We start from the raw sequence: 24,509 nt of genomic DNA, 5'->3' as shown, positions 1-24,509 counted from the left end.
ATGCTGAACGATGGCTGACCAATGCCCCCGCCACCATGAGATCGGCGCGGAGGCCCCGGCTGGAGAGCCTGGAAAAGCCGAGTGGAAATACCGGCTGGGCAATGTGCTTTCAGGCCGTCATCCCGATGCGAAGCGCAGCGCGCTGTCGCTCATGTGCGTCGCCCGCAGGAACGCAGCCGGCGGGCGTTGCGGTGCGTGAGGTTCAGGCCTGGCGCTCTTCGAGCCAGTGGGTGCCGCGGCCGAAAATCTCGTTGCCGACCTGCATGATCGCCGTCAGCTTGGTGCGGTTTTTCGGCGTGTCGGGATGCCACAGGCCGCCCATCTGCGTGCCATGGGCCGCCAGGCCCTTGATCCAGCACACGCGAACCTCCCGGGATATGAAGGTCGAGCTGTGGCGGGAGGGGGTTCCCCGCGGCTGCAGCGCCATCACCATCCGGCGAGCGATTTGAGCGACCATCCGAATGCGAACATGAGTCCGATGATCAACCCCGATTTCCACCAGACGCTTGAGCCACGCCGCGAAGGAACGGGGTTTCTCCAGGGCGAATTCGATGGCCGGGCCGGACGCTCGGGCTTGTCCGTCCACCAACCGAAATTGGTGTCGGTTTCATTGTGAGGACCTTGTTTCATGTAACCAATTTTAGTTACATAAGACCTAAGTTCTCACTTGCCTCTGTGAGGGGAAACGGTGTTCCGTGAAGAAGTACCGGGATGCCTGCGCCGGCCGTGCCAAAGCCTGCCGAGAAGCCCCGAAAAAGACAATCAGGCGGTCTCGCCGCCGTCGGCGGTGATGACCTGGCCGGTGATGAAGGCACCGGCGCGGCTCGCCAGCATCAGGGCGATGCCTGCGATGTCCTCGGGCTCGCCGATGCGGCCCAGCGGGAGCATTTGCTCGCGCTCGCTCAGCAGCTTGGGGTTCTCCCAGATCGCTCGCGAGAAGTCGGTTCGGATCAGGCCGGGCGCGATGCAATTGATGCGGATGTTGTGGCGGCCCCATTCGAGCGCGAGGCAGCGCGCCATCTGCATCTCGGCGGCCTTGGACATGCCATAGAGGCCCAGTGCGGCGCGGCCGCGATAGCCGCCGATCGAGCCGATGAAGATCACCGCGCCGTCGCGCCGCTGCGCCATGTCGGGAAGTACCAGGTTGGCCAGCCACAGGTTCGACTGCACGTTGTTGTGCATGACTTTGTCGAAGACTTCGTCGCTTGCCGACGCAGTGGGCCCGTAGTAAGGATTGGTCGCTGCGTTGGCCACCAGGATGTCGACGCGGCCCCACTCGGCGAGGGTGCGGCGCACCATCTCTTCCAGCTCCGGCTTGCGTGAGATGCTCGCCGGCAGCGCGAGCGCCACGCCGCCGTTGGCACGGATGGATCCGGCCACTTTCTCGCAGGCCTCGGCCGTGCGGCTCGTGATGACGACACGGGCGCCTGCCGCGGCCAGATGCTCCGCGATGGACCGGCCGATGCCGCGGCTGGAGCCGGTGACGATCGCCACCTTGCCCTTCAGATCGAATGCATTCATGAGATTCCTCGGGTGCGCGCTCAGGCGGCCTGGTAGATGCTGATGTTTTCGGCGATGCAGGCCGGCTTGTCGCGACCCTCGATCTCCATCACGTCCTTGAAACGCAATTTGCAGCCGTGCTCGGTGTGTTCGACGGCCAGCAGGGTGCGGCGCAGGCGCACCCTGTCGCCCGGGTGCACCGGTGCGATGAATCGCACCTTGTCGTAGCCGTAGTTGACGCCGGATGCCATGGTGTCGAGCCTCCAGATCCGCCGCGCCAGGTGCGCCATCAACGACAAGGTCAGCATGCCGTGCACCAGGGTCTTTCCGTGCGGGGATTCGCGCGCGGCGCGCTCCGGATCGGTGTGCAGCCAGAAGTCGTCCTTGGTGACGCCGGCGAAGCCGTCGATGCGGCCCTGATCCAGGCCGAACCAGTCGCTCACGCCCAGTTCCTCGCCTGCAGCAGCGGCAAGCGCCGCGACGTTCTCGAATACGCGTTGGGGCATGGCGGGTCTACGACTCGCGCTTGGGCATCTTGGCGATCAGCTCGCCCCATTTCGCGAACTCGTCGCGGGTCGACTTGGCCAACTGTTCGGCCGAGGCCGGCATGGCATCCAGGCCACGGTTCTCGATGAAGGCCTGGAATTCCTGCGTCTTCTGGATCGCGAGCAACTCGTCGGAGATGCGGTGGGTCACCGCGGCCGGCAGATCGGCGGGCCCATACATCGCGAACCAGGCCGAGAACTCGAAGCCTGGATAAATCTCGTTCATGGCCGGGGCGTCCTTGATCACCTTGTGGCGCTTGGCGCCGGTGGTCGCCAGCACCTTCACCATGCCCTGCTTCCACATCGGTACCGTGCTGCTGATCACGTCCATGGTGAAGTCGATGTTGCCGGCCAGAAGATCCTGCGTCACCGGGGCCGATCCCTTGTAGTTCACCTGGTTGAAGCTGAGGCCGGCATGCTGCGCGAGCATCGCGATCGTCAATTCGGTGCCGGTGCCGACCCCGGCGGAGCCCGCGACCAGCTTGCCCGGCTCGGCCTTCGCGCGTGCCACCAGATCCTGCACCGAATTGATCGGTGACTTGGCGCTGACCATCAGCGCGTAGGGAAAACCGGCCAGGCCTCCGAGCGCCGTGAAATCCTTGATCGTGTCGTAAGGCAGCTTGCGCAGATGCGGCGCGATGGCCTGGATGGTGTTGGCGCTGATGCCGATGGTGTAGCCGTCGGCGGGCGACCTGCGCAGCTGATCGAGGCCGACCTGGCCGGCCGCGCCCAACACGTTTTCCACCACCAGCGATTGTCCGAGGCTGGTGCCGAGCTGCTTGGCGACCTGGCGCGCCAGCGCGTCCGTGGGTCCGCCCGCGCTGAGCGGGCAGATCAACCGGATCGGCCGTGCCGGCCACGGCTGCTGAGCCTGCGCGACACCGCGCCATGTCGTGAAGGCAAGGGCGCTCTTCACCAGGGTTCGTCTCGTCACCATCTGCTTGTCTCCTGGGTCACTCAGAAATTCGACGGCCCCATGCTCCAGCCGCCGTCCACGTTGATGTTCTGGCCGGTCACATAGCTCGCGTCGGGCGAGGCGAGGAACAGGATCACGGTGGCCATTTCCTCGGCCTTGGCGAAGCGGCCCAGACGAATCCCGACCAGGTAGGCATCGCGCACTTCCTGCGGCAGGCCGTGGATCCGGTCGGTGCCGACGACGCCGGGCGCGATGCTGTTGACGCGGATGCCGCTGGGCGCGAGTTCCTTCGCCAATGCCTTGGTGAACGCGATCACGCCGCCCTTGGCCGCCGAATAGTCGGTGAGGTTCGGACCGCCGATCACGCCCGCGATCGACGCCACGTTGACGATGCTTCCGCTGCCCTGTTCGATCATGGTGTTGACCACGGCCCGCGTCACGTTGAGGGTGCCGACCAGGTTGAGATCGATCATTTCGTGCCAGCGCTCCGGGCCCGACTGGGCAAAGCTCTGGTGGCCGGTCTTGATCACCGGACCCGCAGCGCCGCCGGCCACGTTGACCAGCAGGTCGATGCGGCCGAAGCGCTCGCGGGTCGCGTTCGCCACGTCGTTGGCAGAGCCGAAATCGGTGATGTTGCCGGCAACGAATTCAGCCTCCCCGCCTGCCGCCCGGATGTCCTCGACGGTTCGGCGTCCTCCCTCGGCAACCAGATCGGTGACCATGACCTTGGCGCCCTCGCGGGCCAGCAGGCGGCAGGTCGCACCGCCGATGCCGCCCCCGCCGCCGGTCACGAGGGCTGTCTTGTTCGAGAATCGCATGCTTGCTTGCTCCTTAGTTGAGGGGTGGGACATCGGCCGCGGTCTCGATGGGCGATGCCGCGGCCTTCATCGGCCGCGCACGCGGCGGCGTGCGCAAGCGCTCCAGCAGGGCCGCGACCGGCCCGGCGAGGCCGCTTCGAAAGCACAGCACGCACACCACGAAGATCAGCCCCTCGATCACGGTGAGCCAGGCGCCGAACTGCGCCAGGTAGAGGCCCATCGCCACGAGCACGAAGGCGCCGACCACCGGCCCCCACAGCAGGCCCATGCCGCCGATCAGCGTCATCAGCACCACCTCGCCCGACATCGGCCAGTAGATGTCGCCGAGGCTCGCGGACTCGAACACCAGGCATTTGGTCGCGCCGGCGAGCCCCGACAGCGCGGCAGAGATCGTGAAGGCGAGGATCTTGTAGCGCTCGACCCGGTAGCCCAGCGAGAGCGCGCGCACTTCGTTTTCGCGGATGCCCTTGAGTACATGGCCGAACGGCGAATGCACCGTGCGCTGGATGAGCGCGAAGCCCGCCACGAAGACGGCCAGCACGAAGTAGTAGAGATGGAAGGAATCGCGCAGGTCGATGAAGCCGAAGAGCGCGCCGCGCGGCACGCCCTGGATGCCGTCCTCGCCGCCGGTCCACGGCGCCTGGAGCGCATAGAAGTAGACGATCTGCGACAGGGCCAGCGTCACCATCGAGAAATAGATGCCGACGCGACGCACCGACAGCCAGCCGAACACCAGCCCGAGCAGCGCGTTGGCGGCGATCGAGGCCAGCAGCGCCAGTTCGGGCGTGACGCCCCAGTTCTTCATGGCGTGCGCCGTGACGTAGGAGCCCATGCCGAAGAAGGCCGCATGGCCGAAGGACATCAGGCCGGTGTAGCCCACCAGCAGGTTGAAGGCGCAGGCGAAGAGCGCGAAGCACAGCGCCTTCATCAGGAACACCGGATAGAACACCAGCGGTGCCAGCAACGCGGCAGCGGCCAGCAGCACGATCAGCGGCCTGTGCAGGTCCGAACCCAGCCCTTGCTTCATCGCACTTCCTTCCCGAACAGGCCCGATGGCTTCACCAGCAGGACGACCGCCATCACGACGAAGACCGCGACGTTGGAGGCCTGCGGATAGAACACCTTGGTGAGGCCTTCAACCAGGCCGAGCGCGAAGCCCGAGATCATCGCGCCCGGCAGCGAGCCCATGCCGCCGATCACCACCACCGCGAACACCACGATCAGCAGATTCGCCCCCATCTGCGGGCTGACCTGGTAGATCGGCGCCGCCATGACGCCCGCGAAGGCGGCGAGCCCGACACCGAAGGCATAGGTCATGGTGATCATGCGCGGCACGTTGACGCCGAAAGCGCGCACCAGCACCGGGTTCTCGGTGCCCGCGCGCAGGTAGGCGCCCAGGCGCGTCTTCTCGATCAGGAACCAGGTCGATGCGCAGGCCAGCACCGAGGCCACGATGACCCACAGCCGGTAGTTCGGAAGGAACATGAAGCCCAGGTTCTGTCCGCCGCGCAGCAGCTCGGGCACGGGCGCGTTCTGGCCGGTCGAGCCGAAGCCGTTGCGCAGCAGGCCTTCGATGACGAGGGCGAGGCCGAAGGTCAGCAGCAGCCCGTACATGGGGTCGAACTTGTAGATGCGGCGCAGCAGGAGTCTTTCGATCAGCGCGCCCAGCGCGCCGACGGCCAGCGGCGCCAGGATCAGCGCCCACCAGTAGCCGATGCCGGCATAGCGCAGCAGCATCCAGCCGCAGAACGCGCCCAGCATGTACTGGGCGCCGTGAACGAAGTTGACGATGTTCAGCAGGCCGAAGATCACCGCGAGCCCGAGGCTCAGCAAGGCGTAGAAGGCACCGTTGATGGCGCCGACCAGCAGCTGGCCGAACAGCGCCTGGGGTGGAATGCCGAGTAGCTCGAACATGCTGGAATGTCCTCTCAGACGCCGAGCGCGCGGCGCAGCGTGTCCATGTTGCGGGCGATCTCGCTGTTCGCGAAACCGTCGATCACGCGCCCGTGCTCGACCACGTAGTGACGGTCGGCGACGGTGGCGGCGAAGCGGAAGTTCTGCTCGACCAGGATGATCGTGAAGCCGCGCTGCTTGAGCAGCCGCAAGGCCGCGCCGATCTGCTGGATGATGATCGGCGCCAGACCCTCGGTCGGCTCGTCGAGCAGCAGCATCGAGGCACCGGTGCGCAGGATCCGGGCGATCGCCAGCATCTGCTGTTCACCGCCCGACAGCTTGGTGCCCGGACTGCGGCGCCGCTCGCGCAGGTTGGGGAACAGCGTGAAGATCTCCTCGGCCGTCATGCCGCCCTTGGCGATCACCGGCGGCAGCATGAGGTTCTCTTCGACATCGAGCGAGGCGAAGATGCCGCGCTCCTCCGGGCAGTAGGCCAGGCCCAGGCGCGCGATGCGGTCCGAACTCAGGCCGATGGTTTCCTGGCCCGCGAAGCGCACCGAGCCCTGGCGTTTCTCCTGCACGCCCATGAGCGCGCGCAGCGTGGTGGTCTTGCCGGCGCCGTTGCGCCCGAGCAGGGTCACGACCTCGCCGCGGCGCACGTCGATGTCCATGCCGTGCAGCACGTGCGATTCGCCATACCAGGCCTGCAGGCCCCGCACCGACAGCAGGGCGGTGGCGTCGGGCGCGTCAGGGTGCATCTTCGACTCCCAGGTAGGCCGCGCGGACCTCGGGATTGGCCGAGACGCTGGCGTAGTCGCCTTCGGCCAGGACCTGGCCGCGCATGAGCACGGTGATGCAGTCCGACAGCTCGGCGATCACGTTCAGGTTGTGTTCCACCATCAGGACGGTCCGGTTGCGCGCCACCTTCTTGATCAGCGCCGAAATGAGCGCGACGTCCTCCAGGCCCAGGCCGGCCATGGGTTCGTCCAGCAGCATCACCTCGGGGTCGAGCGCGAGCGTGGTGGCCAGCTCGAGCGCCCGCTTGCGTCCGTACGACAGCTCGACCGCGCGGATCGATGCGAAGGACGCGAGGCCGACCGCATCGAGCAACTCGTCCGCGCGCGCGTCGAGTACCGCCAGCCTGCGTTCGGAGCGCAGGAAGTGGAACGAGTCGCCGCGCCGGCGCTGCAGCGCCAGCCGCACGTTCTCGCGCACCGGAAGGTGCGGGAAGACCGCGGAGATCTGGAACGAGCGCACCAGACCCTCGCGGGCCAGGTCGGCCGGGTTCCTCCGCGTGATGTCCCGGTCCCGGTAGCGGATGCGGCCGCTGCTCGGCGCCAGGAAGCCGGTCAGCAGATGGAAGAGGGTGGTCTTGCCCGCGCCGTTCGGACCGATGAGCGCGTGGATGGTGCCGCGCCTGACGCGCAGGTTGACCCGGTCCACGGCCACGAAGCCGAGGAAGTCCCGGCTCAGGTCTTCGGTCTGCAGCACGATGTCGGAGGTCATCGGATGGCGTGTAAGGGTGAGGCTCAGGCGGCGGAGCCGGGATCGAAGCGCGGCTTGCGGCGCTGCGTGAGCGCGGCCACGCCCTCGCGCGCTTCCGGGCCGGAGAAGCCCAGGATCTCGAGCGCCAGCGAGGCATCGAAGGAAGGCCACATCATCCGCAGCCAGTTGTTCATCGAGTATTTGGTGAAACGCACCGCGCCGGGCGCCGCCTGAACCAGCCGCTCGGCGATCGCGAGCGCGCGCTGCATCACCTGGTCATCGTCGACGGCCATGGTCACGAGGCCGATCCGCTCGGCCTCCTCGCCGAGGATCGGCTCGCCGAGCATCAGGTAGTACTTGGCCTTCGCGAAGCTGCACAGAAGCGGCCAGATCAGCGCCGCATGGTCGCCGGCCGCGACGCCGATGCGCGTGTGCGGGTCGACCAGCTTGACCGTCTTGCCCACCACCGAGATGTCGGCCAGCAGCGCCACCACCAGGCCGCCGCCGGCCGCGGTGCCGCTGATGGCCGAGATCACGGGCTTGCTCATGTGGATCATGTTCTCCACCATGCGCCGGCCGTCCTTCCACATGCGCTCGCGCCACTCGTGGCTGTCGACGATCTTGTCCAGGCCCTCGAAGTCCGAGCCGGCGGAGAACGCGCGGCCCTGGCCGGTGACGATCGCGACGCTGGTATCCGGGTCGTCGTCGATCAGCCGCCAGATCTCGCCCATGTCGTGGTGCAGCTGATAGTCCATGCCGTTCATGTCGCCGCGCGACATCGTGATGCGCAGCACGCGCGGCGCCGGGCGGTCGAGGATGATCGATTCGTAGTCTGGATAGTGCATGGCGGTATCTCTCTGCGAGCGGGCGAACGGGCCGATCCGCATCGCCGGGACGGTTGCAAAACTGCGTTCGGCTCAGGCGGCAGCGCGTGCGTGCAGCACGTCGACTGCTTCGGGGTTCACGATCGACGACAGGTCGCCGAGCGGCTGCCCCGACAAGGCGTTGCGCACCAGCCGCCGCACCAGCTTGCCGGTGCGGTTCTTCGGCAGCGCCTCGACCGTGATCACCTCCTTCGGCGCGTAGGAGGCGCCGAGCTTCGACACCACCACGGCCTTCAGGCGATCCGGCAGGCCTTCCATCCGGGTGTCCGGCCGCGGCACCACGACGCAGACCAGCGCGTAGCCCTTCACCGCATCCGGCACGCCGACCGCGCAGGCCTCGCCCAGTTCACCGGAGGAGAGCAGCGCGGTCTCGATCTCGGTCGGTCCGGTTCGCTTGCCGGCGATCTTCAGCGTGTCGTCCGATCGGCCGTGCACGTACCAGATGCCCTGCGCATCGCGCGATGCCAGGTCGCCCTGCACCCACATGCCGGGGATGCGCGACCAGTAGCTCTCGAGGTAGCGCTCGCGGTCCTTCCAGAGGCCCCGGGTGGTGCCCATCGACGCCTGCTTCATCACGAGCTCGCCGATCTCGCCCGGCGGCAGGCTGCGGCCGTCGGCATCGACGATGTCCGCACCGGTGCCCGGCGCGGGGCCGGAGAAGCCGCCCGGCTTCATCGGGTCGAGAATGGAGCTCAGCACCAGCGTGCCGATCTCGGTGCCGCCGCAGTGATTCATGATCGGTGCGACGCCGCGGCACATGTAGTCCATCGTCCATTCCCAGGTCGGAAGATCCCACGGCTCCCCGCCGGAGATCACGATCCGGATCGCGGACATGTCGATGCGCGCAGCGCCGGCCGAGACGCCCGCCTTCATCATGCGGGCCAGCGTCGGCGACAGGCCGAACACAGTCACCTTGTGCTGCGACGCGAGCCGCAACAGGCGGTCGTTGGCCGGATAGTCGGGCACGCCTTCCGCCAGCACGAGCGTCGCGCCGACCATGCCCGTCGTCGCGATCTGCGCCGGCCCGACCAGCCAGCCGAGGTCCGACATCCAGATGAAGCGGTCGTCGGGCCCGGTCTCGTTGAAGATGTTGTAGTCCAGGGACATCTTCGCGAGGAAGCCCACGTGGGTGTGGACCGCGCCCTTGGGAACGCCCGTCGTGCCGGAGGTGTAGAGCACCATCAGGGGCGCCTCGGCATCGAGTTGCGCGGTCGGGTAGTCGGTCGGTGCGCCCGCGAGGAATTCATCCCAGCCGAGGTCGCCCGGCTGGCGATCCCATCCGCAGCCGAGTGCGTCGAGAACGACGACGTGCGCCAGCTGCGGCATCGCGGGCCGGGCCGCATCGATGACGGTCTTCATCGGCAGGGTCTTGCCGCGCCGGCGTGCGCCGTCCGCCGTGACGATCAGCCTGGCACCCCCCGCATTGACGCGGGTGGCGACCGCATCGGCGCCGAAGCCCGAGAACAGCGGCAGCGCGATCGCGCCGATCTTGGCGACGGCATAGAAGACGGCCACCGTCTCGGGCAGGATCGGCATGAAGAGGGCGACCGATTCGCCGGCCTTGCAGCCCAGCTTGACCAGGCTGGCGGCGATGCGGCACGTCTGGCGCTGAAGCTCGTCGTAGTCCCAGCTGACCGACCTTCCGTCCTCCCCCACCCAGACCAGCGCCGGATGCGCGCCGCGCCCGGCAGCGATCTGCCGGTCGAGGGTGTTGAGCACGAGGTTGGTGGTGCCGCCCACGCACCAGCGGGGCCATGGCACGCCCTCGCTCAGGTCGCAGAGACGCTCATAGGGACGATAGAACCGGATGCCGCTGAATTCGAGGATCGAGGCCCAGAAGCGATCCGGCTCTTCGCGCGACCATGCCACCAGCGCGTGATAGCTGCCGAGGCCGACATGGCGCAGCAGCGCGGCGAGGCGGCTCGCGGAGGTCTGCTGCGCGGTCGGACGCCAGCGGAAACCGTCGTCGGCCTGCAGAGGTATGGCAGCTGTCATTTCGGCGCGGGCGTGTGCACAGGGGAATACAACTTGATGATGGCCGAGACGTCCAGATGCCCCAGCCCCGAATCGCAGAGCTGCGTGTAGAGGCTCAGGGCCTGGGTCGCCATCGGAATCGGCACGCCCGCCTCGCGCGCGGCAGCCTGGGCCAGCGACAGATCCTTCTGCAGCATCGTGGCGGCGCCGCCGGGCCGGTAGTCGAAGTTCGCCGGCGAGCTCGGCACCGGTCCCGGCACCGGGCAGTTGGTGGTCACGGCCCAGCACTGGCCCGAGGAGTTCGCGACGACCTCGAAGAACTGCTGGGTGTCGAGGCCCAGCTGCCGCGCGAGCACGAAGGCCTCGGAAACCGCCACCTGCGTCACGCCGGCGATCATGTTGTTGCAGATCTTGGCCAGCAGGCCGGTGCCCTCGGGCCCCAGGTGCCGCACCACCGATGCCATCGCCGCCAGCACCGGCCGCGCGCGCGCGAAGGCCTCGTCGGTGGCGCCCACCATGATCGTCAGCGTGGCCTGTTCGGCGCGCACCGAGCCGCCGGAAACCGGCGCGTCGACCATCATGTGGCCGGCGGCGTGCGCCGCCTGCTTCACATGGCGCGCACTTTCCGTGTCGACGGTCGAGCAGTCGATGAAGAGCGTCCCGGGTCGGGCCGCGGCAAGCACACCGTCGTCGAAGAACACCTGCCGGAGTTCCTTGCCGCTCGGTACCATGGTCACGACGACGCCGGCCTCCCGCACCGCATCGGCGCCATGGCGGGCCGCCTGCGCGCCGCGCTGCGCGAGCAGCGCGAGGCGCTCGGCAGAGGGATCGAAGGCGACGACCGGATAGCCTGCCTTCAGCAGGTTCGTCGCCATCGGCAGGCCGAGGTTGCCGATGCCCAGGAATGCGATCGGCTCCGGCATCAGAGCGCCTTGACCAGGGAGCACTCGGTCGTGGGTGCCCGCGTGACGCTGGCGGCGGGCAGCGTCTTCTGCAGGGTGTAGTAGTCCCACGCGTACTTCGATTGTTCGGGCGTCTTGACCTTGAACATGTAGAGGTCGCGTTCGACGCGGCCGTCGACGCGCACCTTCGCGGGCGAGCCGAAATCGTCGCCGGGGATGTCGCGCATGGCCTTGACCACCGCGATGCCGTCCATCGGATTCACGCCGGTCGCCAGCGCCTTCAGGTAGTGCGTGACCGCGCTGTAGGTGTCGCCCTGGATGGCCGAGGGCATGGTGCCGTGCTTGGCGAGGAAGCGCTTGGAGAACTGGCGCGACTTGTCGTTGCGGTCCCAGTAGAAGGATTCGGTGAAGACCAGGCCGGACGCGCTCTTCAGGCCGAGTCCATGCACCGCGTTGAACATCGCCGTGGTGAGCGGCGCGATGGTCTGCCCATGGCCCGAGATGCCGAACTCGGCCGCCTGCTTCACGAGATTCGACATGTCGTCGCCGGCAGTGGCGAGCGCGATCACCTTGGCCTTGGAGGCCTGTGCCTGCAGCAGCTGCGACGAGAAGTCGCCCGCATTGGCCGCATGCTTGACCGAACCCACCACCTTGCCGCGATGGGCCTCGATCACGTCGCGGGCGTCTTTCTCGGTGGCGGTGCCGTAGGCGTAGTCGATGGTGATGAAGTACCAGCTGTCGCTGCCGGTCTTGAGCAGTTCGGGCGGCGCGCCATTGGCCATGCCGTAGGTGTCCTGCGCCCACTGGATGCCGTTCGGCGAGCAGGCCTTCCCCGTCAGCTGCGACGCTGCCGGCGAGGTGAACAGCGCGACCCGGTTGGCCTGCCGCGTGACTTCCTGGACCGCGAGCGCGACCGCCGAACTCGGCACGTCGACCACCGCCGTGACCCCTTCGGTATCGAACCACCGCCGCACGATCGCGGACCCGACATCGGGCTTGTACTGATGGTCGGCATAGACCACTTCGACCTTGCGGCCGGCGACGCTGCCGCCGAAGTCCTCGACCGCCATGCGCGCCGCGACCACGCTGCCCTGGCCGCTCAGCGACGCGGCGATGCCCGATTGGTCATTGAGGACGCCGATCTTGATCGGTGCCGATGATTGGGCCATGCAGCCGAAGGACAGCAGGAGTCCGGCGGCCACGGCGGCGCGCATGGCGAGGCGCCGTGGCGCGTGGATGGCCAAGCTTGCGCTTGCGTGAGTCTTCATGCGGCTTGTCTCCTTGTCTGGCGGGCGACTGATCGTGCGCTCCGTGTCCCAGGTTGTTGGTGGCCGCAGTGTGTCAAACGCGTTCGCCGCTCTCAATCGAATTGTTTTGCGGCTACGCATACTTATTCTCAACCCTTGGTGCGGGTGGCCGCGCTGCGCAACTGGCTTGAGCCAGCTTGAAGACAGCACAAAACTTTTCGATTGTCGACGTGGCCGCGGCGGCCTTCAATCCACGCTTCTCCAGGCACACCTTCCCGTGCGGAGCAACGAGCATTCAGGAGACAAATCGATGCGCAGACTCAACAGATTTCTCATGTCGGGGCTGGTGGCCCTGGCCATGACGATGGGAGGCGCCGCCCACGCGGAATGGCCGCACGACAAGCCCATCACCATCATCGTGCCGTTCCCGCCGGGTGGCGTGACCGATGTGCTTGCCAGGCTGGTGGCCAAGGAACTCTCGACCTCGCTGGCGCAGTCGGTCATCGTGCAGAACCGGCCCGGCGCCGCCGGCTTGCTCGGCACTCGCGTCGCGGCGCAGGCCGCGCCCGATGGCTACACCGTGCTGCTGAGCCAGATCGCCTCTCACGGTTCTCTGCCGGCCCTGCACAAGAAGCTGGGCTACGACCCCGTCAGGAACTTCGAGCCGGTGATCCTGCTGGCCGCGCATCCGAACGTGCTGGTCATCAACCCGACGCGCTCGCCCCGGAACGTGGCGGAACTCATCTCGCTCGCCAAGGCCAAGCCCGGTGCGCTCAACTACGGTTCAGCCGGCATCGGCACGACGTTCTTCCTGTCGGCGGAATTGTTCAAGTCGATGGCCAACGTCTTCATCACCGGCATTCACTATCAGGGCGGCGCACCGGCCATTACCGCATTGCTCGGCGGGCAGGTGGATATCGTCTTCTCCGATTTCTCGACGGCCATGCCGCACGTCAAGACCGGCGCCTTGCGCGCGCTGGCGGTGACCAGCAAGACCCGGTCGCCGGCCGCGCCGGACATTCCTGCCGTGGCCGAAACGCCCGGCATGCAGGACTTCGAGGTCGTGTCGTGGATTTCCCTGCACTATCCGGCCGGCGTGCCGGAGGCGATCGTCCAGCGCCTCAATGCCGCGGCCAACAAGGCATTGAAAGCGCCGGCGGTGGCCGATTGGGTGACCAACAGCGGCGGCATGGTCAAGGGCGGCACGCCGGCCGACCTGGCCCGTCACGTCGACTCGGAACTGGCCAAGTGGAAGAAGGTGATCGACCGCACGGGCATCAGCACCGAGGAATGAGCGGACTGCGCCCGGCGGCCTCGAAGGCCGCCGGGCGCAGCGTCTTTCAGTTCGACTGGATCAGCGCATCGACCGCCAGCGCGCCGCGTCCCTTGGGCATCACGATGAAGGGGTTGACGTCGATGCTCTCCAGCGCATCGCCCTGGGCGGCCGCATAGGCGGACAGGCGCGTCAGCGCCTGGACCAGCGCGTCCTCGTCGGCGGGCGGCGCGCCACGCACGCCCTGAAGCATCGCGTAGCCCTTCACTTCGCGGATCATGCGCCGCGCCTCGGAAGGGCCGAAGGGCGCACGGCGGAAGGTCACGTCCTTGAGCACTTCGACGAACACCCCGCCGAGACCGAACATCACCATGGGTCCGTACACCGGGTCGCGCATGACGCCCAGGATGGTCTCGACGCCGCCCTGGACTTGCTGCGCGAGCAGCACGCCGGCGATGCGCGCGCCCGGCGCATGGGTCTCGGCCCGGTCCATCAGCGTCGCGTAGCCTTCGCGAACTTCCTGGACGGATCTCACGTTGAGCAGCACGCCGCCGATTTCCGACTTGTGCTGGATATCCGGCGAGACGATCTTCATCACCAGGGGAAAGCCGATCCTTTCCGCTTCGACGACGGCTGCCTGCGCCGAGGTCGCGAGGCTCTCGGCGGCGCAAGGGATGCCGGCCGACAGCAGCATCTTCTTGGCTTGAAATTCGTCGTACGTGTGGCCGTGCCGGACCGCCAGTGCGCCCGAGGGGACCGCAGGCGGGGTCTCGGGCGGCGCGGCCTCGAACGCATGGCGGAATTTCACCAGCGCGCTGATCGCCTTCAGCGCGCGTCCCGGATCCTCGAACACCGCGTAGCCCATGCCCTCCAGATGTTTTCGGGTTTCGGGGCTCGCCAGGGCCGACAGCACCAGAAAGCGATCCGCGTGGTTGCGAGCCACCTCCTCGAAATGAGGCAGCAGCTTGCCGAACAGATCCTTGTTGCGCGCGATGTGCGTGATGAAGCACACCGCCGATCCGAAGCCTCCGCCGGTCAGCAGCTGCTCGAACATCGGGCCGATCAATTGCGGGTGCGTGATGACCTGGGCCGTCACATCCACCGGGTTGCGCGCGGCGGCGAAGGGCAGGAGTTCCTTGATCACTCGCTGCGACTCGGCCGGCAGTTCCGCCACCTGCAGGCCGGCCGCCTCGGCCTGGTCCGCCATCAGGATGCCCACGCCCCCGGACACCGTGATCAGGCCGACCTTGTCATTGATCGGAAAACGCTTGAGCGAGCAGGCGTAGGCCACGTCCATCAGTTCCTCGATGGAATGCGCACGGTAGACATTGTTCTGACGCAGGATCGCATCGAAGATCTCGTCCGAGCCGGCCAGGCTGGCGGTGTGCGATGCCGCGGCCCGCGCGCCCGCTTCGGATCGGCCGAGCTTGAGCACGATCACCGGCTTGCGCTTGCGGCGTGCGGCTTCGAATGCGGCGAGCAGCCGCGGCGGATTGATGACGCCTTCGATGATGGCCACGATCACCTCGGTCTCGGGATCCTCGACGACATAGGCCAGGGCTTCGGACAGGTCGACGTCGGACTGGTTGCCCGTGGTCAGGCACATCGACAGACCGAGTTCGCGCTCGGCGGCCAGCACGATCATGTGGATGCCGAATGCGCCGGACTGGCTCACCATGCCGATGGAGCCGATACGCGGCGGCTTGTCGATGATGCCGCTGGTGAAGGTGGCCAGCAGTCCCTCGCGCACGTTGAAGGTGCCGGCGCAGTTGGGTCCGAGCAATGGCACGTTCCCCTTGCGTGCGGCCTCGGTGATGCGCGCCTGCAATGCGCGGCCGGCCTCGTCGACTTCGGCGAAGCCGGACGAAAACACCATCGCGCCGTTGACGCCCTTTGCCGCGCAGGCTTCGACGGCCGCCAGCACGTCCTGGGCCGGGACCGCGATCACCACGAGATCGACCTCGGCATCGACGGCCTGCAGCGTCGGGTAGGACTTCAGGCCCTGGACGACCTCGCGGCCGGGATTGATCGGATAGATCGGACCCTGGTATCCGGCGAGCCGGAGGTAGCGGATCGGCCGGCCGCCGATCTTGGTCTCGTCGGCCGAGGCGCCGATGATCGCGATCGAGCGCGGTTTCAGAAATGCCCGCACGCGGGCACCATCGGTGGAAGCTGGGTGGAACATCGGACGTCAATCGTTCAAGGCAGATGCAGGACTTGCTTGGCAAGAATGTTTCGCTGGACTTCGGAGGAGCCGCCGTAGATGGTCCCGGCCATGGAGGCCAGAAAAGTGGCCGCGACCTGGATCTCGTTCACCGCGTCACTGGCGCCGCTCAGGCCGCCATACGGCCCCGCGATCTCGACCGCGGTGGCGGCAATTCGCTTGTACATCTCGGTCTGGTGGACCTTGAGCATCGCGCCCTCCGGGCCGAGCTCGCCGCCCGCGCGGACCTTTTCCAGGCCCGCCTCGTACAAGCTGTTGTGGTCCGCCAGATCGGCGGCCAGGCGCGCGTAGCGTTCCATGAACACCGGCTCGCCCCAGCTGCCCACGGCCCTGGCGATCTGCCGCAGCAGCGCGAGCGCATTGAAGGACTGCGCCGATGCGCCGAGGAACAGCCGCTCGCCGCCCATCAACGCCTTGGTGATCGACCAGCCGCGATGGGCTTCGCCGACCAGGGCGTCGGCCGGCACTTTCACCTGGTCGAAGAAGACCTCGCAGAAGTCGTCCTGCATCGACAGGATCTTGATGGGCCGGATGGTCACGCCGGGCGCGTCGAGCGGCACCAGAAAGTAGCTGATGCCGTCCTGCGGCTTTGCCGCGGTCTTGTCGGTGCGCGCGAGCATGTGGCACCACTGCGCCTGGTTGGCGCGCGAGGTCCAGATCTTCTGGCCGCTGATCGTCCAGCCGTCGCCGTTCCACACGGCCTCGGTGCGCAGGCTCGCAAGGTCGGAGCCCGAATTGGGTTCGCTGTAGCCCTGGCACCAGACATGCTCGCCCGACAGGATCTTCGGCAGGAAATACGCCTGCTGCGCGGGCGTGCCGAACTTGATCAGCAGCGGCCCGGTCATCATCACGCCGTTGTCGGCGTAGCGGGAGCAGCCGTGTTCGTCGAACACGCGCGCCATGATGATTCGCTTGATCGGGCTCAGCCCCATGCCGCCGTATTCGCGCGGCCACGCCGGGGCCACCCAGCCGCGTTCGGCCAGTTTCCCATACCAGCCTCGCGTCACCGAGTGCGGCAACTGGCCGATCTGGAATCGCAGCGCGGGCGGGTAGTGGGCCTCGACGAAGTCCCGCACCATGGTGCGGAATGCGTCGTCGGTCATCGCGTTGTAGTCGGTGGCGGTTTCAATCATTTCGGGCGAGCTCGATGGCGGTGAAGCGCTGTCGATGTGCAAGGGTGGAGCCCCAGTCGTTCTGCACGGCAAGGATCTTTCGTGCATACAGGCCGATGTCGCATTCGTCGGTCATGCCCATCGCGCCATGGAACTGCACCGTTTCCTGGGCCGTGCGCAGCGCGGCATCGCCCGCACGCATGCGGGCGCGCGAGACCAGCGACTGACGATGTGCCTGCGATGCCGAGGGGTCGTTGCAGGCGATCGCTGCGTCATGGACGACGGCGCGCGTGAGTTCCAGCTGGATCTTCAGGTCGACGGCGCGGTGTTGCAGCGACTGGAAGCTGCCGATCGGCCGGCCGAATTGCTTGCGCACGGTCATGTAGGCCAGGCTGACATCGAACGCAGCCTCCATCACGCCGAGGAGGTAGGCGGCATGGGCGAGCGCGCATTCCTCGAAGACGCCGTCGAAGGCGGCATCGAGCGCTTCGCCGGGCGCGTCCTTGAACACGACATCGGCCGCGAAGCCGCCGTCGTGCAGGCTCACCGGTTCGAGCGCGACGCCGGCGCTCTCGCGCTGCACGAGCGCCAGGCCGTCATGCGTGGCGACGACGAATGCGTCGGCACCGAGCGCGCAAGGTACGAGGCGCTTGGTGCCGTTCACCTTGCCATGGCGGAATGTCGTGCGCGCGGCGGACGGCAGTTCGTGCGCGCGCTCCATCCACGCAGGAACGACGATGCGATCACCCGCCATCACGCGCGCGCGCCAGTCGTCCGGCAGCAGCTGTGCGGCCGCCGTGACGGGAATGAAGGGCTCGGGGCTCAGCGACTCGCCCAGCTGCTGCGCCACGGCGCACAGCGCCTCGACGTCGAAGCCGCTGCCGTCGCCGGCTTCGGGCACACGCAGGCCGGCCCAGCCCAGTCCGCACATCTTTTTCCAGAGTGCGCGATCGAAACCTGGCGCCTGGAAACGAAGCGCGCGTGCGCGGGCCGCGCCGTCTTCGCGCGGCAGCAGCGAGGCGGCGCTCTCGCGGATCAGCGCGAGCCGCTCGCGGGCGTCGTCCTGGATCTCTGACATATGGCCTTCTCCTTTCAACTGCCCTTGAAGACGGGCGTGCGTTTCTCGAAGAAAGCCGACTTGCCTTCGTCGTGGTCGGTGGAACTGAACAGCATCGCCTGGATCTCGCGCTCTCTCAGCAGGACCTCGTCCAGGCCCGAAGCGAAAACCGAGCGGGTCAGCGCGATCGGCAAGGGCGCCTTGGCGGCCAGGAGCTTGGCCAGCCGCGTCGCCTCTTTCTGCGCATCGCCCGTGGCAACGAGGGTGTCGACCACGCCCCAGTCGAGCGCCTGCTTTGCGCTGAAGACCTCGTTGTACAGGAGGATCTGCCGCGCCCGGCCGGTCCCCACGCGCGCAGGCAGCGAATGCAGGATGCCGGTGTCGGGCGCCATGCCGATCTCGCCGAAGCCGGCCTTGAAGCGAGCCGACTCGCCGGCGACGATGGTGTCGCACAGGAGCGCGAGGGACAGACCGCCGCCGACCGCCCAGCCTTCCACCGCGGCAATGAAGGGCTTGCTGCTTTGCGCCATCAGCCGCACCAGGTCGTGCACGATGCGCATGCGGTCGAGCGCGGCGCCCATCGGCTGGTTGCCCATCGCGGTCACGTCGCCGCCGACGCAGAAAAGCTTGTCGCCGCCGGTGAACACCACGGCGCGCACCGTCTGGTCGGCCTCGAGCGCGCGAAAGGTGTTGAGCAATGCGATGCGCATCGGCATCGAGAAGGCGTTGCGGCGCTCGGGGTCGTTCATGCGGACGGTCGCGACGCCGGCCTCGTGGGATTGAATGATCATGGGCTCACTTTCGTCTTGAATTCAGGCTTCGCTGCCTTGCACCGCTGCGAGTTTCCCCGCCGCCTCGAGCTGGCTGTAGCGGGCTTCGCCGAACCAGTCGCGCAGCGAAGCCAGTGCTTCGTCGCGGGTGCTTGCGCGCGGGGCTCGGGGCAGCGCGGGCGACGTGCGGCTGAAGCGCGGCGCGGGCCTGGGTTGCTGCACGCCGCCCACCTCCACGAAGGCTTCGCGTGCCGCCGCGTGCGCGTGATGCGGTGCTTCGGCCATTGTCAGCACCGGTGCGAAACAGGCGTCGCTGCCTTCCAGCAAGGCGCACCAATCGTCGCGGGTGCGGGTGCGGAATCGGGCGGCCAGCGTTTCGCGCATCCGCGGCCATTGCGTGCGGTCCCAGCGGTCGGGAAAGTCGGCCGGCGCGATGTCCAGGCGCTGCAGCAGATCCTCGAAGAAGCGCGTCTCGATCGGCGCCACCGTCACGAACTTCCCATCGGCGCAGGCGTAGACGTCGTAGAAGGGCGTTCCCGAATCGGCGATGTTGGTGCCGCGTTCGAGCTTCCACATCCCCGCAGCCATCAGGCCGAACATGCTCGTCATCAGCGAGGTCACGCCGTCCGTGATCGCGGCGTCCACCACCTGGCCCCGGCCCGAGCGCTCGCTCTCGCGCAAGGCAGCCAGGATGCCCAGTGCCAGATAGAGCGATCCGCCCGCGTAGTCGCCCAGCAGGTTGATCGGGATGCTGGGCGGCTGGCCTGCGCGGCCTATCGCGTCGAGCGCGCCGGTCACGGCGATGTAGTTGAGGTCGTGCGCCGCCGCGTCCGCGAGCGGGCCCGTCTGGCCCCAGCCTGTCATGCGGCCGTACACCAACTTCGGCTGGCGCTTGAAGCAGTCGTCCGGACCGAGCCCCAGGCGTTCCATCACGCCCGGCCGCATGCCTTCGATCACGGCGTCGGCATTGGCCACGACGTCCATCGCCATGGCCCGGCCCTCGGGCGATTTCAGGTCCAGCGCCATGCCCTCGCGGTTGCGCAGCAGCAGGTCGAATTGGAGCGGCCGCTTCTTGCCCAGCTCCACCGGCGTGACGCGGTCGATGCGCAGCACCGTGGCGCCGAGGTCCGCCAGCAGCATCGCGCACATCGGCGCGGGACCCACGGCGGCGAATTCAACGATCTTCAGTCCGGCAAGCGGTCCCATGCGGCTCCTTGGCTGGTATTCGGATGATCAGGCCGTGCATTCGTCATCGGCAACGAATCCCGTCCCGAGGAGCGCGGCGCTGGCGAGGACGCGTGTGTTCAGCATGCCGGAAGTCTCCTTGTCAGCTTGCATGTTGTCCGAGGCCGAAGGCCCTGACAATTGACTTTTTGCCGGCGCTTGTTGAATGCAATTCAAGCGCGCAAGAGTCCGGCGCAAGACCGCGACAGCCGACGGCGATGAAGACCGAGGTTGTCTTCAGGCGCGCGGATCGACGCGCAATCTCTCAGGCGCTGGGGAGCGAAGAGGGCGCTTCGTTGAATGCCGCGCATTGCGCACGCAGCCATTGCCGGAAAGTTTCCATCTGCGACGTGAGCCGGCGGCCTTCCGGATAGATCAGGTAGTAGGTGAAGTCGCCTCGGTCCAGGCAACGGTCGAAGGGACACACCAGCCGGCCGGCGGCGATGTCGTCCTGCACCAGCGCCATCTGCGCCATCACGAAGCCCTGTCCTTCGATGGCGGCCTGGTAGCTCAGCGCCGAGCTCTCGAAATACAGGAAGCTGAAGTCGTCGAGCGTCGCCACGCCCTGCTCGGCCAACCAGGTCGGCCAGTCGTCGCGGCGCTCGGGCCAGGTCGACTGCAACAGCACATGCCGCATCAGGTCGATGGGCTTGCTGACCTCGGGCCCGCGCGCGAGCAGGGACGGGCTGCACACCGGCGCCACGATGTTGGGGATCAGCCGCTCGGCGATCGAGCCCGGCCATTCGCCATTGCCCAGACGGATCGCGAAGTCGAGTTTCTCGCGGCTGAAATCGACCGGCTCGTTGCTGGTGGAAAGCACGAGTTCCACCGACCGGTTCTCGGCATAGAAGCTGGACAGCCGCGGGATCAGCCAGCGCAGCGAGAAGGTGGTGTAGGCCCTCAGCTTGAGCATGTCCCTGTTGCCGGGTTCGACCAGTGCCGTGGTGGCGGCCCGGATGGAATCGAAGGCCACCGACACTTCGCGGAAGTAGCGTTCTCCGGCGTCGGTCAGTGTGAGCTTGCGGTGGCCGCGCACGAACAGGTCGACGCCCAGGAACTCCTCGAGTGCGCGCAACTGATGGCTCACCGCACCGAGTGTCACGTGGAGTTCCACCGCGGCTTTGGTCGCGCTGAGATGGCGAGCGGTCGATACGAATGCGCGCAACGCATTCAGGGGAGGCATTTCCCGCACGGTCGCAACTGTGGGTGGGTTGAGTGAGTCTGGGTGGAGCGAACGATGATACTTCAAGCCACCTGGAGAGCGGCTCGCATTGCGCTCGCATTTAGATTTGCTCAATCGTCGGCAAAACAATTCGATTGTCAGTGCCAGGGGCGGGGACGATGCTCGCGAACCATGCAGAGTACCCATGACCCCTATCAGGATGTGCGTGACGCGATTCGAAGCCTCGTGGCCCAGTTGCCGGGCGACTACTTCCGGCGCGTCGATGAGCAGAACGGTTATCCCGAAGAGTTCGTCCATGCCTTGACCCAGGCCGGCTGGCTGGCCGCGCTGGTGCCGCAGGAATATGGCGGCTCGGGCCTGGGTCTCGCCGAGGCTTCCGTGATCATGGAAGAGATCAATCGTTGCGGAGGCAATGCCGGCGCCTGCCACGGCCAGATGTACAACATGAACACCTTGCTGCGCCATGGCTCGAAGGCGCAGAAGGAACGCTACATGCCCGGCATCGCCACCGGCGAACTGCGGCTGCAGTCGATGGCCGTGACCGAGCCGACCACCGGCACCGACACCACCCGGCTCAAGACCACTGCCGTGAAGAAGGGCGACCGCTACGTGGTCAACGGCCAGAAGGTCTGGATCTCGCGGGTGCAGCATTCGGAACTGATGATCCTGCTGGCGCGCACGACGCCGGTGGACCAGGTCGCGCGCCGCTCCGACGGCATGTCGATCTTCCTGGTCGACGTGAAGGCGGCGACGGGCAAGGGCATGACCGTGCGGCCGATCTCGAACATGGTCAATCACGAGACCAACGAGCTGTTCTTCGACAACCTCGAGATTCCGGCCGAGAACCTGATCGGCGAGGAGGGCAAGGGCTTCAAGTATCTGCTCGACGGCCTCAACGCCGAACGCACGCTGGTGGCCGCCGAGTGCATCGGCGATGCGCACTGGTTCATCGAGAAGATCGTGAAGTACGCCAGCGAGCGGGTGGTGTTCGATCGCCCGATCGGCAAGAACCAGGGCGTGCAGTTTCCGATCGCACGGGCCTGGATCAATCTGCAGGCCGCCGACCTGATGCGCTTCAAGGCGACCTCCCTGTTCGATGCCGGCCAGCCCTGCGGCGCCGAGGCCAACATGGCCAAGCTGCTGGCGGCCGATGTCTCGTGGGAGGCGGCCAACGCGTGCATCCAGTTCCACGGCGGATTCGGCTTCGCGACCGAGTACGACGTCGAGCGCAAGTTTCGCGAAACGCGCCTCTACCAGGTCGCGCCCATCTCCACCAACATGATCCTGTCGTATGTGGCCGAGCACGTGCTCGGTCTGCCGCGCTCGTTTTGAAAGCACCTGCGATGAGGACACTGGAAGGCTTGACGGTCGTCACGTTCGAGCACGCGATCGCCGCACCGTTCTGCACGCGCCAGCTCGCCGACCTCGGTGCGCGCGTGATCAAGATCGAGCGCCCCGGCAGCGGAGACTTCGCGCGCGCCTACGACACGCGCACGCGCGGCCTGGCCTCTCACTTCGTCTGGGTGAATCGCTCGAAGGAAAGCGTCACGCTCGACATCAAGCACCCGGCGTCGCAGGGGGTGCTGGACGCGCTGATGGCCAAGGCCGATGTGGTGGTGCAGAACCTGGCACCGGGCGCCGCCGCGCGCCTGGGCCTGTCGTGGCAGGCGCTGTCGGCCAAGCATCCGCGCCTCACGCTGTGCGATATCTCCGGCTACGGGCCGGACGGCCCCTACCGCGACAAGAAGGCCTACGACTTGCTGATCCAGAGCGAGGGCGGCCTGGTGTCGATCACCGGCACGCCCGAGCATCCGTCCAAGACCGGCGCCTCCGTGGCCGACATCGCCGCAGGCATGTATGCCTACAGCAACGTGCTGGCCGCCCTGCTGCGACGCGGCGTCAGCGGCAAGGGCTCGCACATCGAGGTGTCGATGCTGGAGGCGATGACCGAGTGGACCAGCTATGCGCTCTACTACACCTACGACGGCGCCGAGCCGCCCGCGCGCGCGGGCGCTTCGCATTCGGCCATTTTTCCCTATGGGCCGTTCACCGCCGGCGATGGCGTGACGGTGATCCTGGCGGTCCAGAACGAGCGCGAGTGGGAGTCCTTCTGCCGCACCGTGCTGCAGCGGCCCGACGTGCTGGCGAACGAGGCCTATGCCGGCAACGCCCGGCGGGTGGCGCTGCGCGATGAACTCAAGCAGGTGATCGACGGTGTGCTGCAAGGGCTGACGGGCCAGCAGCTGGTGGCCCGGCTGGACGAAGCCGGCATCGCCAACGCCTGCATGAACGACATGCAGGGCGTGTGGGATCACCCGCAGCTCAAGGCCCGCGACCGCTGGACCGAGATCGATTCGCCGGCCGGAAAGCTGCGCGCGCTGCTGCCGCCCGGCATGAGCCGCGAGGACAACCCGCGCATGGATGCCGTGCCGGCCCTCGGGCAACATACGGATGCGGTGTTGCGCGAGCTCGGCCTGGCCGGCAGCGACATCGAGGCATTGAGGAAAGCCGGCGCGGTCTGAACCCGCCGTACCCAACTGACAAAGGAGAGACGGATATGGCAGCGTGGTTGCAGGACAAGGTCGTGGTGGTCACCGGCGCCGGCGGCGGCATCGGCCGTGACATCGCATTGGCCATGGCGGCCGAAGGCGCCAGCGTGGTGGTGAACGACATTGGCGCTTCGCTCGCGGGCGAGGGCCTGGACGACGGACCCGCGCAGCGCGTGGTCGGGCAGATCAAGGAGAACGGCGGCAGTGCCGTGGCCAGCACCGACAGCGTGGCCAGCTGGGCCGGGGCACAGCGGATCATCGCCACGGCGGTGGACAGCTTCGGGCGCATCGATTGCGTCGTCAACAACGCAGGCATCCTGCGCGACCGTTTCTTCTTCAACATGTCGATGGAGGAATGGCAGTCGGTGATCGATGTTCACCTGCAGGGCTCCTTCTTCATGGCGCGCGCGGCGGCGCCGCACTTCAAGAGCGACAACCGCGGCGCGCTGGTCAACATGACATCGACCTCCGCGCTGATCGGCAACTACGGCCAGGCCAACTACATGGCGGCCAAGCTGGGCATCGTCGGGCTGTCGCGCGCGGTGGCGCTGGACATGGCCAAGTTCAACGTGCGCTCCAACTGCATCGCACCCTTCGCATGGAGCCGCATGATCAGCAGCATTCCGACCGACACGCCCGACCAGGTGGAGCGGGTCAACCGGCTGAAGACCATGGAGACGGCCAAGATCGCGCCGCTGGCCGTCTACCTGGCCAGCGACCAGGCCAAGGACGTGAGCGCGCAGATCTTCGGCGTGCGCGCCAACGAGATCTTCCTGTTCTCGCAGCCGCGTCCGGTGCGCTCGGTCCACAACGCCGAAGGCTGGACGCCGGCCAGGATCGCCGAACAGGCGATGCCCGCGATGCGCGCGCAATTCACCCCGCTGGAGCGCTCGCAGGACGTGTTCTGCTGGGACCCTCTCTGAGACAAGCAACGCCAACCCAGGAAACCGACG

Annotated in this window: 23 protein-coding genes; 4 read left to right on the top strand and 19 right to left on the bottom strand. The window is 67.2% G+C overall.

Features of this window, described 5'->3' with window-relative positions:
- Positions 1-202: 202 nt before the first annotated feature.
- The 13 genes from WDLP6_RS23090 to WDLP6_RS23030 all read right to left on the bottom strand — a co-directional run bounded on the left by WDLP6_RS23090 (position 203) and on the right by WDLP6_RS23030 (position 12,185).
- Complete coding sequence (locus WDLP6_RS23090; RefSeq protein ID WP_162594231.1) at positions 203-586, bottom strand: hypothetical protein; 384 nt, start codon at positions 584-586, stop codon at positions 203-205.
- Positions 587-762: 176 nt separating this feature from the next.
- The gene (locus WDLP6_RS23085) at positions 763-1,521 is read right to left on the bottom strand and encodes an SDR family NAD(P)-dependent oxidoreductase (RefSeq protein ID WP_162569443.1); all 759 of its coding nucleotides are present in this window, start codon (positions 1,519-1,521) and stop codon (positions 763-765) included.
- A 20-nt stretch (positions 1,522-1,541) separates the two neighbouring features.
- Complete coding sequence (locus WDLP6_RS23080; protein WP_162594230.1) at positions 1,542-2,006, bottom strand: MaoC family dehydratase; 465 nt, start codon at positions 2,004-2,006, stop codon at positions 1,542-1,544.
- Between the two features lie 7 nt (positions 2,007-2,013).
- Entirely contained in the window at positions 2,014-2,982 is a 969-nt protein-coding gene (locus WDLP6_RS23075) for a Bug family tripartite tricarboxylate transporter substrate binding protein (protein ID WP_162594229.1), read from the bottom strand.
- Positions 2,983-3,002: 20 nt separating this feature from the next.
- A complete protein-coding gene (locus WDLP6_RS23070) occupies positions 3,003-3,779 on the bottom strand; it encodes an SDR family NAD(P)-dependent oxidoreductase (RefSeq protein WP_162569440.1) in 777 nt (258 codons plus the stop codon).
- 13 nt (positions 3,780-3,792) lie between these two features.
- Positions 3,793-4,806: a branched-chain amino acid ABC transporter permease gene (locus WDLP6_RS23065; RefSeq protein WP_162594228.1), complete on the bottom strand. Its 1,014-nt coding sequence runs from the start codon at positions 4,804-4,806 to the stop codon at positions 3,793-3,795.
- Positions 4,803-5,693, bottom strand: coding sequence for a branched-chain amino acid ABC transporter permease (locus WDLP6_RS23060; RefSeq protein WP_162569438.1), 891 nt, complete (start codon positions 5,691-5,693; stop codon positions 4,803-4,805). Before WDLP6_RS23060 ends, WDLP6_RS23065 begins: the two co-directional genes overlap by 4 nt.
- A gap of 14 nt (positions 5,694-5,707) precedes the next feature.
- On the bottom strand, positions 5,708-6,430 hold the full coding sequence (locus WDLP6_RS23055; RefSeq protein ID WP_162569437.1) for an ABC transporter ATP-binding protein: 723 nt from the start codon (positions 6,428-6,430) through the stop codon (positions 5,708-5,710).
- Positions 6,420-7,178, bottom strand: a complete 759-nt coding sequence (locus WDLP6_RS23050) for an ABC transporter ATP-binding protein (RefSeq protein ID WP_162594227.1) — start codon at positions 7,176-7,178, stop codon at positions 6,420-6,422. The genes WDLP6_RS23055 and WDLP6_RS23050 overlap by 11 nt, the downstream gene beginning before the upstream one ends.
- A gap of 23 nt (positions 7,179-7,201) precedes the next feature.
- Positions 7,202-8,002, bottom strand: a complete 801-nt coding sequence (locus tag WDLP6_RS23045) for an enoyl-CoA hydratase/isomerase family protein (RefSeq protein WP_162569435.1) — start codon at positions 8,000-8,002, stop codon at positions 7,202-7,204.
- Positions 8,003-8,074: 72 nt separating this feature from the next.
- Positions 8,075-10,036, bottom strand: coding sequence for an AMP-binding protein (locus WDLP6_RS23040; protein WP_162594226.1), 1,962 nt, complete (start codon positions 10,034-10,036; stop codon positions 8,075-8,077).
- A complete protein-coding gene (mmsB, locus tag WDLP6_RS23035; RefSeq protein ID WP_162594225.1) occupies positions 10,033-10,938 on the bottom strand; it encodes a 3-hydroxyisobutyrate dehydrogenase in 906 nt (301 codons plus the stop codon). Before mmsB ends, WDLP6_RS23040 begins: the two co-directional genes overlap by 4 nt.
- Positions 10,938-12,185, bottom strand: a complete 1,248-nt coding sequence (locus tag WDLP6_RS23030; RefSeq protein WP_232077237.1) for an ABC transporter substrate-binding protein — start codon at positions 12,183-12,185, stop codon at positions 10,938-10,940. The genes mmsB and WDLP6_RS23030 overlap by 1 nt, the downstream gene beginning before the upstream one ends.
- Before the next feature lie 289 nt (positions 12,186-12,474).
- On the opposite strand from WDLP6_RS23030, the gene WDLP6_RS23025 reads away from it, so the two are divergent.
- Positions 12,475-13,458 (top strand): Bug family tripartite tricarboxylate transporter substrate binding protein, encoded by a 984-nt coding sequence (locus tag WDLP6_RS23025; protein ID WP_162594224.1) that lies wholly within the window; start codon positions 12,475-12,477, stop codon positions 13,456-13,458.
- Between the two features lie 46 nt (positions 13,459-13,504).
- Here the strand turns inward: WDLP6_RS23025 and WDLP6_RS23020 are convergent, their stop codons facing one another.
- From WDLP6_RS23020 to gcvA, 6 genes are all read right to left on the bottom strand, one after another.
- Positions 13,505-15,622, bottom strand: a complete 2,118-nt coding sequence (locus WDLP6_RS23020; protein WP_162594223.1) for an acetate--CoA ligase family protein — start codon at positions 15,620-15,622, stop codon at positions 13,505-13,507.
- Positions 15,623-15,636: 14 nt separating this feature from the next.
- Positions 15,637-16,794 carry an acyl-CoA dehydrogenase family protein gene (locus WDLP6_RS23015; RefSeq protein WP_162594222.1) on the bottom strand — a complete coding sequence of 386 codons (1,158 nt, stop codon included), beginning with the start codon at positions 16,792-16,794 and terminating at the stop codon, positions 15,637-15,639.
- The gene (locus WDLP6_RS23010; RefSeq protein WP_162594221.1) at positions 16,787-17,851 is read right to left on the bottom strand and encodes an acyl-CoA dehydrogenase family protein; all 1,065 of its coding nucleotides are present in this window, start codon (positions 17,849-17,851) and stop codon (positions 16,787-16,789) included. The genes WDLP6_RS23015 and WDLP6_RS23010 overlap by 8 nt, the downstream gene beginning before the upstream one ends.
- Positions 17,852-17,865: 14 nt before the next feature.
- Positions 17,866-18,621 carry an enoyl-CoA hydratase/isomerase family protein gene (locus WDLP6_RS23005; protein WP_162569428.1) on the bottom strand — a complete coding sequence of 252 codons (756 nt, stop codon included), beginning with the start codon at positions 18,619-18,621 and terminating at the stop codon, positions 17,866-17,868.
- 21 nt (positions 18,622-18,642) lie between these two features.
- Positions 18,643-19,806 (bottom strand): CaiB/BaiF CoA transferase family protein, encoded by a 1,164-nt coding sequence (locus WDLP6_RS23000; protein ID WP_162594220.1) that lies wholly within the window; start codon positions 19,804-19,806, stop codon positions 18,643-18,645.
- 283 nt (positions 19,807-20,089) lie between these two features.
- Positions 20,090-21,007, bottom strand: a complete 918-nt coding sequence (gene gcvA / locus WDLP6_RS22995; RefSeq protein ID WP_232077236.1) for a transcriptional regulator GcvA — start codon at positions 21,005-21,007, stop codon at positions 20,090-20,092.
- 171 nt (positions 21,008-21,178) lie between these two features.
- Here gcvA and WDLP6_RS22990 point away from each other — a divergent pair, with 171 nt between their 5' ends.
- From WDLP6_RS22990 to WDLP6_RS22980, 3 genes are read left to right on the top strand one after another with little or no spacing between them, the layout of a single operon-like run.
- On the top strand, positions 21,179-22,339 hold the full coding sequence (locus WDLP6_RS22990; protein WP_162594218.1) for an acyl-CoA dehydrogenase family protein: 1,161 nt from the start codon (positions 21,179-21,181) through the stop codon (positions 22,337-22,339).
- 11 nt (positions 22,340-22,350) lie between these two features.
- Positions 22,351-23,529 (top strand): CaiB/BaiF CoA transferase family protein, encoded by a 1,179-nt coding sequence (locus WDLP6_RS22985; RefSeq protein ID WP_162594217.1) that lies wholly within the window; start codon positions 22,351-22,353, stop codon positions 23,527-23,529.
- A gap of 35 nt (positions 23,530-23,564) precedes the next feature.
- Complete coding sequence (locus tag WDLP6_RS22980) at positions 23,565-24,479, top strand: SDR family NAD(P)-dependent oxidoreductase (protein ID WP_162569423.1); 915 nt, start codon at positions 23,565-23,567, stop codon at positions 24,477-24,479.
- The last annotated feature ends 30 nt before the right edge of the window (positions 24,480-24,509 follow it).

This window comes from Variovorax sp. PBL-E5 (assembly GCF_901827185.1).
Classification (GTDB): domain Bacteria; phylum Pseudomonadota; class Gammaproteobacteria; order Burkholderiales; family Burkholderiaceae_C; genus Variovorax.
This window is presented reverse-complemented; position numbering and strand designations above follow the sequence as displayed.